A 14755-nucleotide genomic window follows, 5' to 3' on the forward strand; every position below is an offset into this window, starting at 1 on the left:
CAGTCATGGCAAAACAATACAAAGCATTGCAGCCTGTAGGCCGCTTTCAAAAAGGCGATGTGGTCGGTGGGCTGAGTGATGCACAAATCAAAAAATTACTGGCAGATGGTGTCATTCAGGAACTACCTGAACCTAAAGCTGCTCCAGCCAAGAAAACTACAGGGGATGAAAAGTAATGGCTAAAGAATATATTTCGCTGCAAGGTAAGTTTTACCTGTCAGAACTTGTGAATGGTGTTGCTAGTGCAATGCGCCATTTGGGTAACGTGCCAGACTTTGAGTTAGAAATTGGTGCTGATGTTGTTGAGCATAAAGAATCAACATCTGGTCAGCGTACTACTGACTTCACCATGATCAACGCAACATCAGTGAATTTCACAGGTACTCTGGAAGAAATTGATCCGGAAAACCTTCAATACATTCTGTCTGGTATGAATCACGCCGTAGCAACCACTACAACGACAGATGTATCACTGGGTACTGTGGTAACAGGCAAAGAAATCAAACTGGATGGTTATAACCTGAAAACGGTTTCATTCAAGGATTCAACCACTGGCACAGCTAAGACTGTTGATCCAGAGAATTACACACTGGACGCTGTATTTGGTACTGTGGTTTTCCATGATGTATCAGATCTGACCATGCCGATCTTAGCCACTTACACCACTGGAGCAGTGACTAACACCACTCTGGCATCCGACTTTGAAAAAGAGTACGAACTCTTCTTTAAGGGCATCAATACAGCGAATGGTAAACATATGGCTGTACGTTTATGGCGAACCAAGAAGTCACCAGAAACCACTTTCCCGCTGATTCATGAAGAGCTTGGTCAGTATGAAATTTCTGGTCAGGCTTTATCTGATGTAACAAAGCAAGCAGATCCGGCATTAGGCTTATATGGCCATGTTGTGACGATTCCGGCAGCGGAATAACCCCATACAGGCACAAAGAACTCCACAGGATGCGAAAGCATCTTTTTTTGTGCCTGTGTTTAGATGATTTCGAATTGTATTAACTAGTTTTTACAACTCAAAGTCATTTACCAACCTATTGACAGAAATCTATATTTTTAAAGCGAAGCCGGCCTAACTAGTCGGCTTTTTTTATGCCTGTTTTCAGGCAAACCACTGGCTAGAGCGACGGCTCGAAAAGCGCGTTTCCATGTTCAACGTGCCTGCCAGTTTATTTTTTTGAACATGGTCATATAAGAGGAAATCTTATGAACATGATGACAACATTAAATTTACGTGCCATGGTCTCAAATGAAAATGGCGAACCAAAGACAACCAGTTATGCAGTAGCGGAAGCATTCAAAAAAAGACACTCTGATGTGCTTCGAGCAATTAAAAATATGAAGTGCTCACAGAAATTCCGTGAACGCAATTTTGCGCTTTGCTTTGAAAACAACAAGTTACAGAACGGAAAGCCTAGAAAGTTTTACCAAATGACTAAAGATGGGTGGATGTTTCTGGTGATGGGATTTAGTGGCGAGAAGGCTGATGCAGTAAAAGAGCAATTTATTGATGCCTTTAACTGGATGGCAAGCCAATTAACCCAAGTCTTTCAATCTAAATGGGCTAGATATAATCATATTGTTGGTTACCGCGAAAATCGCAAACAGCAAGTTAGTTGCTCAGCCAGAGATATGAACGTGTGGAAACATGAAAAGCATCCGCTTGATGATGAAATAGCGCAATTAGAAAGTGAATTGCAGCCGTCATTGCCATTTGCTGGCGGGGTTTAATCATGAATATTGCTTATGTAGTTGCAGAATGTCGACCAAGCACAGACGAAGAAAATTATGCTGACATCAACATTGGTGATGATAGCTATGTGTTTTGCTCAATCGAACCAGTACCAGACACGGGTGATTGGCAGAAAAATATTGAAGCAGCCATATTAATTGGAATTGATATTGAGCGAACCAAGCCAAACCATCGACACATCACACTGCATGCCGAAAGCATCTTGAAATTATGCAAAGGCATACAAGGTGTGAAGCAAAGCTAATAATTATCGCCACCTTCGGGTGGCTTTTCTTTTCCGTCTTTAGCTTTGTAACATCCAATAATTTTTTTGTAATCTTTATGTTATTAATTGTATGCTTTGCTTATCATATGAATGATGAAAAGTGGAGCTCCGAAAATGCTGACCAAAGCCGAAATCGTTGTTGTCGTTCTAATGATAGTAGCCTTAATTCTCATCGTTTATGAGATGGGGCAAGGTCGTAATTGGGCTTTATAGAATTCAGGCTTTATCAAAGTTAAAAGAAAAGCACCTTCGGGTGCTTTTTTAGTGTCAAAAATTATCTCGAGATCCCATCATGAATGATTTTTTCCTAGCAACAAATCGAAGCATCAAAATCAATGACATTGAAGTGCGTCAGATCCAGATGAAAGACTTTGACACCTGGGCAATGCATGCTGAAGTATTGAAGAACTTCATCAAAGACCAAAATCATTCAGATGAGATTTTGACAGGATTATTTAAGGCCCATGGGGTGCAAGTCATTTCGACCATGGCATGTGTAACTGATCTGGATGGTGAATCACTGGTAGAACTTGCCGCTGATGAACAGGTATTTAAGGACCTACTTAAAGCTGTGCTTCTAGTCAACCAGGCTTACTTCAAATACGAAAAGCCGAAACGTGGTATTAAAAAGAAAGATGACTCTACCTGGTTTGACTCATTCCAGTTTCTGGTATCAATGGGCCATCAGCATAGTGAAATCATGCAGATGACCTACGGTGCATTCCAGGGCTATGTTAAGGCAGCAAATAAGCTGTATAAGCAGGGAGTCTTCAATAACGCTGTTGCAGCACGTGTGGCACAATCCGACAAAAAAGGCTTTGAATCATTCAAGAAAGAAATGGTTTCTGATTGATCATGTATCACCCTAAAGTTATGATAGGAAAATAATAATTTAGGGATATGAACATGAAAAGATCGTATATTTTATTGGGGGTATTTGCATTATTACTTTTTATTGCTTTGCCTTTTTTAGCAAATGATGATTCAAATTCTCAAGCTGATCCAATCCAGGCTTCAGCAAAAACTGTAGCCAGCAGCCAATCTGAGCAGTCGAAGAGAATTCAAATACAAACAGATTCACGTATTGCACTGAAGAACTTTCTAAAAGATCCAGATAGTGCCGAAATAAGAAATCATAATGGCAACTGCGGTGAGGTTAATAGCAAGAATAGTTTTGGAGGTTACACTGGATTTAGGCGCTTTATTGCAAGTCCAGCAATAGTTGCTGTTGAAGGTGAAAACATGGATTCAAGTGATTTTCAAAAAGCATGGAGTCAGGTTTGCAAATGATGATCCATGAGCAATCAAAAATAGAAGCAAGCAACCATAAAGCATGGTTTCAGTCTACTTTTAATGCTGATGAGGTTGAACAATTGCACAATATTGGGGTTGAGTGTAATGCTGATAAAAGATTCTACAAATACGAGATTCTTGATATTTTTGGACATTTAAAAAATAGGAAATTAAAAAAATGTGAGGAATTACATCAAAAATTCGTTGAACGATATATATCATTAGTTCCGCTATTTCTGAGAAATCAGATAGATGTCGAATTAATAAAGACTGATGATTATTATGCTGCATGGTTTTTCAATAGACATTGCTTTTTTGAAGACTATAAGCAGGCGAAGAACAAACCAGCATGGACTGGCGCGCATAAACTGTTGTGGTCACCCGTCATGGACAATCTCACACCGGATGAATGTAAGCTTTATAGCAACAAGATTTTTAATATAGATGATGATTTTTTGGAGCAAGCGGTATTGCACTGGGAGAAACCCAAACGTGGATGTCGGTGTGCATTACTGGTATTAAGGGAGTCTTCGTTTAAGAAGGAACTCGAACTGGGAAGATGTGAGATGTGGACAAAAAAAGCACCTTAGGGTGCTTTTTTGCTTCTCATATATGAGAAGTACTCTGCAAATTTGCAGAGTTTGATGTGAGAATTTGCATATCATGATTCTCAGATTTGAGCATCATATTCGAGACACTCAGATTGAGGGTTTCGAAAACCTCTTCAGGTATTACCAGATATCTTCGTCCTTGATTGGAGTGAGTGGCTTGTCGTTAGTTGGATGTGTATGGGTAAGTTGTTCCTGAGAAACTTCTTTAGATAATTCAGCCTTGAATTTTTCCGAATTATTTTTCATTAGTCGATTCATTTCTTTTTTTAATATTTTATTTACTTGAAGTCGATGCTCAAGGAATCGAATCATCTCAGGGTTTTTTGTTTGTGAAAGCGATTCTTCGATTTGAGATATCGCCTCATCGTAATTACTTTCAAGACCAGCACAGTAAGCAGAAAGGAATAAATGTAGATTTTTCTGAAAAAATTCCTGTCCTATATCCTTGTTGTCAAAAGATTCCTCTAATCGAGCCACAATTTCTTGATTCATGGAGCGATTATTTGTTTTAGCTGTTTCAACAATTCTTTCACGAAATTCAGGGGTTACACGAACTTTAAGGGTAACGATATTGCTTTCTTCACTCATGAAATATTCGCCAAAAATAAAATTAATAATAACCCCATTTTGGGGCTTGACCAATAGCCCCATAATGGGTACTATGATTTGACACCCCATATTGGGGACTAAGGAGGATGTAATGAAAGAAGAGTTTGTTTACTTTAAAGGTCGTCTTGATAGCGAATTACACAAGGAACTCAAAGCAATTGCAAAAGAAGATAAAAGATCAATGGTTTATCTGATGAATGAGGCAGCTAAGTTGCTAGTAGAAAAACGCAAGAGTGCGAAAGCATGAAAAACACAGACAACAAAAAAGCCCATCAAATCTTGGCGGATCGGGGCTTGGTTGCTGTCAACAAAGGAATATTAACTATGTCTAGTTTAGCATTAAGTTTTAACGAAGTAAATTTTTCACCAGTAGAGCGAGATGGTCAGATTTGGTTGACCGCCGGCGAACTTGCTAGAGCATTAGGATATGCAAAGGCAAATGCTGTAACTCAGGTTTATGAACGAAACCAGGATGAGTTTAATTCATCCATGACCAATGTGATTGACTTAAACTCAGAGCGTTCTGTCGGGAGCCTCAATTTGAGGCTCCCGAAGAAAGAGAATAATTTGGTTAAGACTGTTCGTATATTTTCTTTACGCGGTGCTCACTTAATCGCAATGTTCTCCAAAACAGCAATCGCCAAGCAATTCCGTAAATGGGTTTTGGATGTGTTGGATCGTGAAGTCGTTACTAAGCAGATCGAATGTCGTCAATCTATTTCACCAGAGCAACAAGCCTTGCTTCACGAGATTGTGGATCGACGTTCACAAGGCAATCGCAAGATTTATGCAGAAATGTGGTCGCGCCATAACCGGCACTTTAAAATTCCGCGTTATGCAGAACTTTTGGAAATTCATTTTGCCGAGTCAGTTCATTACTTGGAAACAATGGAGCTAAAGGCAAAAGCGGAAAAGCAGGAAGTTAAAGCCTTGCCTTATCCGCAAGAGGTTATCCAAGTAGCTCAGCAGATTAGCAATGAATTTAATAACTCTCGGTATGATTCATGGCATGTGAGTGCTAGAGATGGTGTGCTGGTAGCTACACCGCTGCCACCGGGGTTTTATCCGACCATGGATATTGCAGAATTCACCAAGCGCTTTGATAGTGTGCTTGATTTGCTGTATGGCACAGACACCTTGCGATTGGGGCGTTACTTCTTGAAAGAGCGAAACTCCAAATAAATAAAAAACCTCCTTCGGGAGGTTTTTTATATCTGATTTATGCCCACCACTGAGTGGGTTTTTTATTGCCTAAAATTTAGAGGTCAGCATGTCTGGTAAGAACTTAATATTTAAATTAATCATGGATGCCGACACCAAAGGCTTTGTTGGCAATATTAAGCAGTCCGAAGATGCGGCAAAATCAGTATTCAACACAATTAAGCAAGAATCAGAGCGGTTAAAACAAGCAACCACTGATGCTTCTAAAGAGATGGGAAATATTATCCCAAAAGGTACCAGTGAATTAGCGGACAAGCTCTCTCAATCTCTAAATGCTGCTACAGGCATTATCAAAGATGCTGGTGATAACGCAAAATCCACAGCGGGGAACTTTACAGATTTTGGTAATAAGGCCGAAAAAGCCTTAGGTCAGCTTAAGAGTGATTTGGCTCAGGCTAAGCAAAATCTTGAATCATTTTCAAAAACCAAAGCTTCACCTGCAGATATTGAGAAAGCACAGGTTCAAGTTGATCAGCTGGAAAAAGAAGTACAGCAGGCTGATCAGGCGTTTAATAATTTTCATGCTGAAGTAGGCAAAGCCAATACAAACCTAAAAGATACAGATACAGCAGCTCAAACAGCTCAGAAAGGTATAAGTGGCCTTAAAACCGGATATACAGCCCTTATTGGGGTGATGGGTGGGATTGGTATTGGTTTGGGTATTCGTGAGCTGGCTGAGGCTGCCGACTCATATACCAATCTATCGGTACGCATTCAAATCGCCACTAAAGAAGGTGGTAATTTCCAACAGGCAATGGCAGGTGTTCACCAGGTCGCATTAGCAACAAACTCAAGTTTGGATGCTACAGCAGGCTTATTTACCCGATTGAATACAGTCGGTAAAGAAATGGGGATGACGCAGCAACAAGCGTTAGACCTTACTAAAACAGTGACCCAAGCGATTCAGATTGGTGGTGGATCAGCACAAGCAAGTGAAGCAGCAATCACTCAGTTTATTCAAGCAATGCAAGGCGGTGTTCTTCGCGGTGAAGAATTCAACTCCATTATGGAAAATGGCTATGGTCTTGCTGAAGCATTAGCTAAAGGGTTGGGAGTCACTACCGGCGAGCTTCGCAAGATGGCTGAAAATGGGGAGCTTACCTCTGAAAGAGTTGTTAAAGCTGTTCAAAGCCAAGCCACACAGATCCAAGAAACCTATAACCAGTTTCCAACTACTATCAGTAATGCTCTACAGCGTATAGCTACATCGTGGCAGATTGTAATTGGTGAAATGGATCAGGCTAATGGTTCGAGTGCCGCTGTTGCTGATGCCTTGGTTGTAGTAGCTGATAATCTGGGAATTATAAAAGTATTCTTGGATGATGTTGGTCTTGGTCTTGCTTCGTTAATTGGGGATTTGCAAGGCGGGATTGATACAAGCACTATTGATGCCTTCAAAAATGCCATATCTGCTGCTTATGGTGCGGTTAAAGATCTGGTAACCCAGGTATATGAGTTTGGTGTGGTTGTTCTCGATACTCTTGGCACATCAATAACAAACACGTTATCTATTTTTTCCTCGTTCACAGGAGGGGTTTCGTCTGCAGGTGAACAAGTTAGCTTCTTGGAGCGAATTTTCCAAGGACTGGGAATTACATTTGGCTTTGTAAGCGATGGTCTTACAGCAATCGGTATTATCCTTAAAGTTGCGACAGGTAACTTCTTTATGCTTGCCTCTGCTGCAAACAGTGTTATGGCTGCACTTACTTGGGGGGATGTAAGTAAACAGTTCGCAGCCAATGCCGACTTGATGAAAGACAAAGCCAAGGAGTATTACGCTGAAGCTGATCGTGAGGCTCAAGAGTTTCAGTCAAAGGGTGTACAACGCCTAAATGAGGCAGCTCAAACTCAAGGACAAAAAACAGCAGAAAGATTAGCTTTATCCAAGCAGGAGTTGGAGCAATTACTTTCTGATCAGCAATCAGAAGTTAATGGAAAAAAAGCTACGGAGTCCGAAAAGTTAAATGCGGTTCAGGCTTATGCCGAGGCTGCTATCAAAGCCAATGGCGGTGTCATGGATGGCGTGATGCAGGCTGATCTATTAACCAAAGGCTACATCGTTACCATTGATGAAGCTGGCAAAGTTAGTATTCAAGCTGGTCAGAGTGCAGAGCAGGCTGCTGAAAGTGCCGCTGAAAAGGAAGAAGCTCTCAAGCTGGCTAAGGAGAATGTTAAGAAAGCCGATGAGGAATATCTGGCTTATCAGAAACAGGCTGCAGTTGAACGTGCACTTCTGGAACAACAGATTGAGCAAGCCAAGAAGACTGGTGATCTAAATGCCTTAGCCTCCGCCCAAGCCTCAATTAATGCCATTAATGCCAAAGAAGCAGAGCTGGCCAATAACCGTGATTTACGTATAGCTGAATTAAATAGGGCTAATACTGGATCTGGCCAAGTGGCTGAAACTGCATATTCGAGAGCATCTGCTGCTGCCAAGCTATTTGGTGTTGATCTAGATGTGTCGCTAAACAAAGTCTCAAAGTCATTTTCCAGTTCCGGGAATGAACTGGATGGACTTAAGACCAAGTTGGGTGAGGCAGGGTATACAGGTAGGCAGGCTGGTGATGTTCTTTACCAAGCATGGGAGGAGTGGCTTAGCAAGGCCAAGAGCCAGGCGGAGATTGATGTAGCAAATGCCAAGATGCGTGAGTTTGAGGCCCAAGGAGTATTCTCAACCAAGCAGGTTGAACTCGGCATTATGGCTATCCGTAAGGCTAATGCTGAATTGCCAGATGAATTGGATGAAACAGGGAAGGCCTTTGAGCGTCTCGGGATCAAAACCAAGGAGCAATTAAAGCTGGCTGCTCAACAAGCCTTAATGGACTACATCACAATTCGGGATAGCGGTAAGGCTACTGCTGAAGGGATTGAGCAAGCACACAAAAAAGCAGCCCAAGCAGTAGCACTGTCTGGTGATGCAGGAGTCATAGCTGCATTTAATGCTGCGGATGCTACACAAAAGCTCAAGATTCAAATTGATGATACCGGCAAGGCTTCTGTAGAGGCCGGAGATAAAGCGAATGATTCACTCCACAGCATGCGCCAATCAACGGATCGGGTTCGTGACGGGGTTAAAGGCATTGAGGGCAGTGTTCACTCTGCTACCCGGGCAATAGACGGCGCCAAGTCATCTACTGAGGAATGGGCTGATGCAGTCAATAAGGCCAAAGGTGAATTTGACAAGGCTATGAAGCAGCAGAGCAAGTCGCTGGGTAGCTTGGATGACTATGACTCCTACAGTAAGTCCGATGTTGTCTCTATGCTGAAATCCAAGGGCTATGATGATAAGCAAGCTCAAAAGCTGGCTGGTGATATCTGGTCTAAGGCGATGGCAGCGGATCGTGATGCCAAGATGGCCAGTTATGGCAATAGCGGTGTAGGTGGTCTAGATACGCTCATGAGACAGATGTATGACGATGCGGCTGCCAAGGGGATTACCACCCAGCACGGGACCAACAAGATCAATGAATTGCTTCGCAGTATCAATGTGGCTTCAACTGGTTCCAGTAGTTTGAGTGACTATGCGCCGTCAATTCCTTCTGTGTCATCAAATGCTGCTACACAAAGCATTAAGGAAAGTGTGAATTACAACATTCAATTCGGAGGTCAAACCCTATCCCTTACAGGTGATGCAAGCCAAAAGGATGTAATGACCAATCTGGTAAATCAATTAAAAGGTATAGCGAAATCAACATGAAACTTATTCGCTTAGCAACATCAGAAACCGTCCCATTAGAGGACGGTTTTTTATGGTCTGATGAATTCTCATGGAAGGCCATTGAACAAACTCAGGCTTATGCAATGGATGGCACTTTGCATATTCAGGAAGGCAAAAAGAAGTCTGGTCGACCAATCACTTTACAGCCGGCGGATCCGCAAATGGGCTGGATCAAATTGCGTGAATTACGGACTGTTCGAGAATGGTCCATGTTGCAGAACGAAGTTTTCAAACTGAAGTTTGAACAACCTCATGACAACCGGCAATTCACAGTCAAATTTAACCACCAGGATGGAGCTTTAGAAGCTGCACCGGTGAAAGGAATTCCAGCTGTATCACTGGATGATTATTACAACGTGACATTACGCTTTACGGAGTTAAACGATGGCGATTGAAACTAAGGATTTAGTAATTTACAAGTCTGAACGCTTGACTGATAACTCGGATGGCGGTGGTAAATACTCTGGCGTAGTAGTTCAGGATGGTATCAGCAATAACCTGTTCAATGACGTATCGGAAATGAATCGAACCATGGGTGATGTATCCATGCGCAAGGTCTTTCCGGCAGTCACCACTGAAGACACTGATCTATTAATGGGTGCAACGGTTTTTGTATCTGAGCTACCAGAAGATCCAAACGTATCGGCATTGCTTTTCAGTACCAAAAACTGGACTGATGAACGTCAGTCGGCTCAGAACCGGGTAGAGAATTATCTAGCCAAAGGCGGGCAGATTGCTGGTACGCCACTTGATACACACTGGCAGGGTATGTCATCACTTCAGGTTGTGATGTGGCCACAAGAAGTCGAAGCATCGGTAGGTGATACCATTGTATTGATTTCTGATGAAGGGAAGGCTTTAGAACGCGAGCAGTATGTGCGGATCACGAAAGTAGAGACACGCATTGCCAAGATGGTGATTGATAAAGAAGAGATTGAATATAAAGTTGCAACCTACGCTATCAATGATCCACTGGAAGCGGACTTTGTTGGGTTATCTGCAAAACAATGGTATGAGTTGCAGCCATCAAAAACCATTATCCGCGATACCTTGGTCGCTGATACCGGGCTGTATTACTCATCGACTGCGTTGGCTTCTGAAGCCAATGTGGGTGAATTCACGGTCAATGCAAAAAGCATCTTTGCTCAGCTGATTCCCTCCGCTCAGACAGAAACTCCAATTATTGATGTCAATGCTGCAGGTGAAAGTGTGGTATTGGTAGCAGGTAACGAAGGCACCATTACAGCCAGTTATCCAAACATGGTAATTGGTGTCAGCCAGAACCTGTATATCGGATCAGCTGTGATTCCTTCCAGTGTGTCATTCACATTACAAGGCCAGCAGATTACTGATCAAGGTGGATTGCTCAAGAATACTCAAGGTACTCAGATAGGCACAGTTGATTATCAGCGTGGACTAATTCAGTGGACTGCAGCAGCACCAGCTGGAACCATGAGTCTGAATATCACATTTAAACCAGCAGCTGCACCGAATCAGTATTATCAAAGCCACGCGATACCAGTAACCCAGAATAATCAGGGTAGCAATTGGTCGGGAGTGTTAATTCCTATTCCGGCACCTGGTGCACTGTCCATTTCCTACATGTCGCAAGGCAAGTTCTATGAACTTAAAGATGATGGCTCGGGGCAGTTAAAAGCTGCCAGTCCGTCTTTTGGTTCGGGCATGATCAATTATGAGACCGGTTCGTGGTTATTGACTACTGGCGCACTGCCGGATGTAGATACGCCGATCCTGCTGAACTGGGGTACACCGATTGTCACCTTCGTAAGATCAAATTTAACCGTGGAAAAAGCTGCATTTGATTTTGATTTAGGTCGACCAGGTGTTTTGCCGGGTATCACGATTAACTGGATGCTTGAAGGTGAAGAGAAAACAGCAACCTCCAATGCCCAGGGCAAATTTACCGGTGATGCCACCGGTGAAATTAATTATGCCACCGGGATTGGCAAAATCATTCCGAATAAGTTGCCACAGAAAGGCACAGTCTTTTCAGTGATCTATAACTACGGCACTTCACTTGAGCAGACCAAGATGGATGTTACTCCTGTAAATCAAAAGCTGACCTTTACCATTGGTACGGGATCAGCAATTCAGCCAAATAGTGTGGAATTAAGAATTCCGGTTAAAAGTAGTGATGGTATGGTAGCTGGCTTTGTGACGCTGATTGACACACCTGTAAATGCAACGATTGGCAATCTTGTTAATGAGCGTGGTCAAGTACAAGGTTCAATTACATACGCTACCGGTGCGGTTGAAGTTACACCTCAGGGCGTGGGTCATCGCTTCAAATCCACGTTTACACCTATGGCCACTTATGCCGCAGCATAGAGAGGAAATATGTCTTTTTATTCTCCACAAACATCCAGTATTTCTGGTGAACAGGTTGAACTGAAAGCCTTTGGTGCTGTAGATGTTCAGATTAAATATCGTGATACATCAGGATCGAACTCGGCAACCCATATGGTGACGGCCAATAAGCTTAAACTGGATTTATCTTCTGGCTTTGATGAGCAGATCCTGACAGGTTCAGCTCGCTTCAAAGTAGGTGCTGATACTTTCCTGGATCGTACTGGCTTGCTGTATCGCAATGTGAATCCAGCCAATAATAGTGGGATTCAGTCGGGCGTTATTCAATACGGTACCGGGATCGTTGAAATCGATTTCTGGACACCGAATACAGATAACACGATTACCCTAGAATCCTTAACTACCACAACCGACTTGTTGCCAGTCAATAAGATCAGCTTTAGAACGCCGATCATGCCGATCCGGCCACAATCCTTAACTGTGGTTGTGGGTACCACTGAATTTGGTCAGCTGACATTAACCGCTGATGAAAATGGCGTGATTGAAACCAGCCGGGCGCATGGTCAGGTGAATTGGGATAATGGTTTTGTTTCGATTTACTTTTACACCAAAACCAAAATAACTGAAACCAACCGTGCGGAGATTGAGGCAAACGACTGGTATGACCCGCTGCTAGAATACCAAGAAGGAGTGGATACCTATATCAATGTTCCGGTCTGGGTCGATGCTTCATCGGTGCGTTATAACGCTGTGGCTTATACCTATATCCCGCTGGATTCAGAAATTCTAGGATTGTCTGCAACACGATTACCGATTGATGGCCGTGTGCCGATCTTTCGGGTCGGTGGCATTGGTATTGTCAGCTCAAGCAAGTCTCAAGAGCTACCGAGCGCAATTACAGGCACCACATATGATTTGAATGATCAGCGCATTTCATGGGCAGAACTTGAAGATGCGAATGGCATGAAAGTGGCTTTCGATTTGTACACGGTTGATTATGATTATGGCCGTGTGACGCTGGGTGGTGACTTCGTACTGGGTAATCTGGTTGCACCACTGACAGTGAAATACCGCTATCAGGACATGGGCTTGATTCGTGACGTACAGATTAATGGTCAACTCACATTCACTAAGCCGCTGACGCATAACTATGATGCAGTGGACACGATTGTAGGTTCCGCTTTAGTGATTGGCGATATGCAAGCGCGTTATACACGTAAGTTTGTACAGCAAGCTTGGAATAGCGTCTGGAATGATGAGCCAACTGGTTCAGCAATTTCGGCTAATTTTAATGATTCACTTTATCCGATTCAGGTCACCAATAAAGGTGCTATTCAAGAACGCTGGGCAATTGTATTGACCGGTAATGACACCTTCTATTGTGTTGGTGAATATACAGGTCGCCTCACACTTACAGGGTCGACCAGTACAGATTATGCACCTATCAATCCTATCACCGGTGTGCCGTACTTCATCATTAAAAAAGAAGGCTGGGGGTCGGGGTGGGTAAATGGCAACGTCTTGCGATTCAATACTGTTGCTGCAAACTTTCCGGTCTGGGTAATTCGCACTGTAAAGCAATCTGAACCGGCGGTATTGTCAGACCAATTCCAGATCATGCTACGTGGCGATATTGATCGAAGGATCTAAACATTAATTGAAATATGACCGCTATATGCGGTCTTTTTTATGGGTGAATAAAAAAATGGCAATGAAGCAGACGCAAACTAAATTATTTGATTTCTCTGATGCTGGTCTGGATTTTAGCGTTGGTTCAAAAAACCTGTTTCCAGATCGGTTTAAAAAGATGCTCTCACTAGGCTATAACGAGCAAACTGTATCAAGTGTTGTAGTGTCTGGTGATCAAGTCACATTCACGTATGGTGGTGCACATGGTTATGCAGCCGACCGTGTTTTAAAAGTAAATAGCGGTGCCTTATCGTCAATCAATAACGGTGAGTTTTGGATTGATAGCGTCACAACCAACACTGTGACGATAACTATTGATGATGCACCAATGTTAGTTGCAGGCGGCTTTACAACACGTATCGCGAGTTTGGGGTGGTCACTCGAATACGAAAATACACATATTCAACTCTACAAATTTAAACAACTTGACGAGTCTGACGTTTATGCGCGATTTTGTTTTCAGACCAATTTAAGTGGCGCAAATAACATTGCAGTCGGTGTAGGTCGAACTGCAAATACATCAATCGGCATCATCACAGACAGTGAATGTTTTGCTGATCTAGCAACATGCAGTACGCTTGCGGATGTAAGCAGTAATTTAGTTTGGGCATTTACATATAGTACAGGTGCAGGGCTTAATAATTACACTTACTCTCAAGGCTTTAGCACGCATGGACGAGCATGTGTGGTTGGGAGTAAGTATCATTTTGCAATATCTGGAAATATGTACAGTTTGGCAAGCGGAGCGAGTGGAATTATTCAAGGGGTATTTCCACACGCGCCATTGCATGGCTATGAACAGTTAAAAATCCCCGCACTATTTACCACAGAATTAGCATCAAATCCTTTGAGTGGCACATGGTCACAACAAGTTGCAGGGCAGCTTTTGCGGGTTTATGTCGGAAAACTGCGATGCTCATGTTGGTTGAGTAATGACACAACAAGATATGTGTTTAATCACGCGACGGCAGCATTGGATTTTTTATCTATTGATACATTTAATACAAATACAGCATCACCATTATTTTTGTATGAGCAAACAACTGGACAAATGATAAGCATGATTTATGGCATGTATCAGTTGCATTTATCTGGAAATACCGCTGTATCTAAAGTTAATATAAATAATCCAAGCATAGTCGATGACATAGAGTTAGGGCATAAAGGTATTAGACACCGCATCAACAATGCAACATCGACAAATCAGACAGTATGGCAGTTACTGCCAATCGAGGAGATTAAAATTGCTTAAAGTG

General features: G+C 42.5%; 15 protein-coding genes. 14 read left to right on the plus strand and 1 reads right to left on the minus strand.

Translation table 11 applies throughout. From position 1 onward, the window contains the following. The first annotated feature begins 5 nt into the window (after positions 1 to 5). The 7 genes from FTU01_RS04305 (at position 6) to FTU01_RS04335 (ending at position 3913) form a co-directional block, all read left to right on the plus strand. Positions 6 to 176 carry a hypothetical protein gene (locus FTU01_RS04305; RefSeq protein WP_162835337.1) on the plus strand — a complete coding sequence of 57 codons (171 nt, stop codon included), beginning with the start codon at positions 6 to 8 and terminating at the stop codon, positions 174 to 176. Next, positions 176 to 931, plus strand: a complete 756-nt coding sequence (locus FTU01_RS04310; protein WP_180138272.1) for a hypothetical protein — start codon at positions 176 to 178, stop codon at positions 929 to 931. Before FTU01_RS04305 ends, FTU01_RS04310 begins: the two co-directional genes overlap by 1 nt. 287 nt (positions 932 to 1218) lie before the next feature. Continuing rightward, positions 1219 to 1743, plus strand: a complete 525-nt coding sequence (locus FTU01_RS04315; RefSeq protein ID WP_180052606.1) for a Rha family transcriptional regulator — start codon at positions 1219 to 1221, stop codon at positions 1741 to 1743. Between the two features lie 2 nt (positions 1744 to 1745). Then, on the plus strand, positions 1746 to 2009 hold the full coding sequence (locus tag FTU01_RS04320; RefSeq protein ID WP_180052605.1) for a hypothetical protein: 264 nt from the start codon (positions 1746 to 1748) through the stop codon (positions 2007 to 2009). A 313-nt stretch (positions 2010 to 2322) separates the two neighbouring features. Continuing rightward, a complete protein-coding gene (locus FTU01_RS04325; protein ID WP_180138274.1) occupies positions 2323 to 2883 on the plus strand; it encodes a hypothetical protein in 561 nt (186 codons plus the stop codon). A gap of 53 nt (positions 2884 to 2936) precedes the next feature. Further along, the gene (locus tag FTU01_RS04330) at positions 2937 to 3320 is read left to right on the plus strand and encodes a hypothetical protein (protein WP_257230036.1); all 384 of its coding nucleotides are present in this window, start codon (positions 2937 to 2939) and stop codon (positions 3318 to 3320) included. Beyond that, a complete protein-coding gene (locus FTU01_RS04335) occupies positions 3317 to 3913 on the plus strand; it encodes a hypothetical protein (RefSeq protein ID WP_180138335.1) in 597 nt (198 codons plus the stop codon). The genes FTU01_RS04330 and FTU01_RS04335 overlap by 4 nt, the downstream gene beginning before the upstream one ends. Positions 3914 to 4054: 141 nt before the next feature. Here FTU01_RS04335 and FTU01_RS04340 read toward each other — a convergent pair whose 3' ends face one another. Beyond that, positions 4055 to 4522, minus strand: a complete 468-nt coding sequence (locus tag FTU01_RS04340) for an Arc family DNA-binding protein (RefSeq protein WP_180138278.1) — start codon at positions 4520 to 4522, stop codon at positions 4055 to 4057. Between the two features lie 112 nt (positions 4523 to 4634). Between FTU01_RS04340 and FTU01_RS04345 the strand changes: the two genes are divergently transcribed. The 7 genes from FTU01_RS04345 to FTU01_RS04375 all read left to right on the plus strand — a co-directional run bounded on the left by FTU01_RS04345 (position 4635) and on the right by FTU01_RS04375 (position 14751). Next, positions 4635 to 4790: a hypothetical protein gene (locus FTU01_RS04345; RefSeq protein ID WP_180138281.1), complete on the plus strand. Its 156-nt coding sequence runs from the start codon at positions 4635 to 4637 to the stop codon at positions 4788 to 4790. Between the two features lie 77 nt (positions 4791 to 4867). Further along, complete coding sequence (locus tag FTU01_RS04350; RefSeq protein ID WP_373684716.1) at positions 4868 to 5725, plus strand: Bro-N domain-containing protein; 858 nt, start codon at positions 4868 to 4870, stop codon at positions 5723 to 5725. Between the two features lie 88 nt (positions 5726 to 5813). Then, positions 5814 to 9461: a tape measure protein gene (locus FTU01_RS04355; protein WP_180138285.1), complete on the plus strand. Its 3648-nt coding sequence runs from the start codon at positions 5814 to 5816 to the stop codon at positions 9459 to 9461. Then, a complete protein-coding gene (locus FTU01_RS04360; protein ID WP_180138287.1) occupies positions 9458 to 9877 on the plus strand; it encodes a hypothetical protein in 420 nt (139 codons plus the stop codon). Before FTU01_RS04355 ends, FTU01_RS04360 begins: the two co-directional genes overlap by 4 nt. Then, a complete protein-coding gene (locus tag FTU01_RS04365) occupies positions 9867 to 11831 on the plus strand; it encodes a hypothetical protein (protein ID WP_180138289.1) in 1965 nt (654 codons plus the stop codon). The genes FTU01_RS04360 and FTU01_RS04365 overlap by 11 nt, the downstream gene beginning before the upstream one ends. 9 nt (positions 11832 to 11840) lie before the next feature. Continuing rightward, on the plus strand, positions 11841 to 13460 hold the full coding sequence (locus FTU01_RS04370; protein ID WP_180138291.1) for a hypothetical protein: 1620 nt from the start codon (positions 11841 to 11843) through the stop codon (positions 13458 to 13460). 55 nt (positions 13461 to 13515) lie between these two features. Beyond that, complete coding sequence (locus tag FTU01_RS04375; protein ID WP_180138293.1) at positions 13516 to 14751, plus strand: hypothetical protein; 1236 nt, start codon at positions 13516 to 13518, stop codon at positions 14749 to 14751. Positions 14752 to 14755 lie beyond the last annotated feature (4 nt).

It is taken from the genome of Acinetobacter sp. YH12043 (genome assembly GCF_013419915.1).
GTDB lineage: Bacteria > Pseudomonadota > Gammaproteobacteria > Pseudomonadales > Moraxellaceae > Acinetobacter.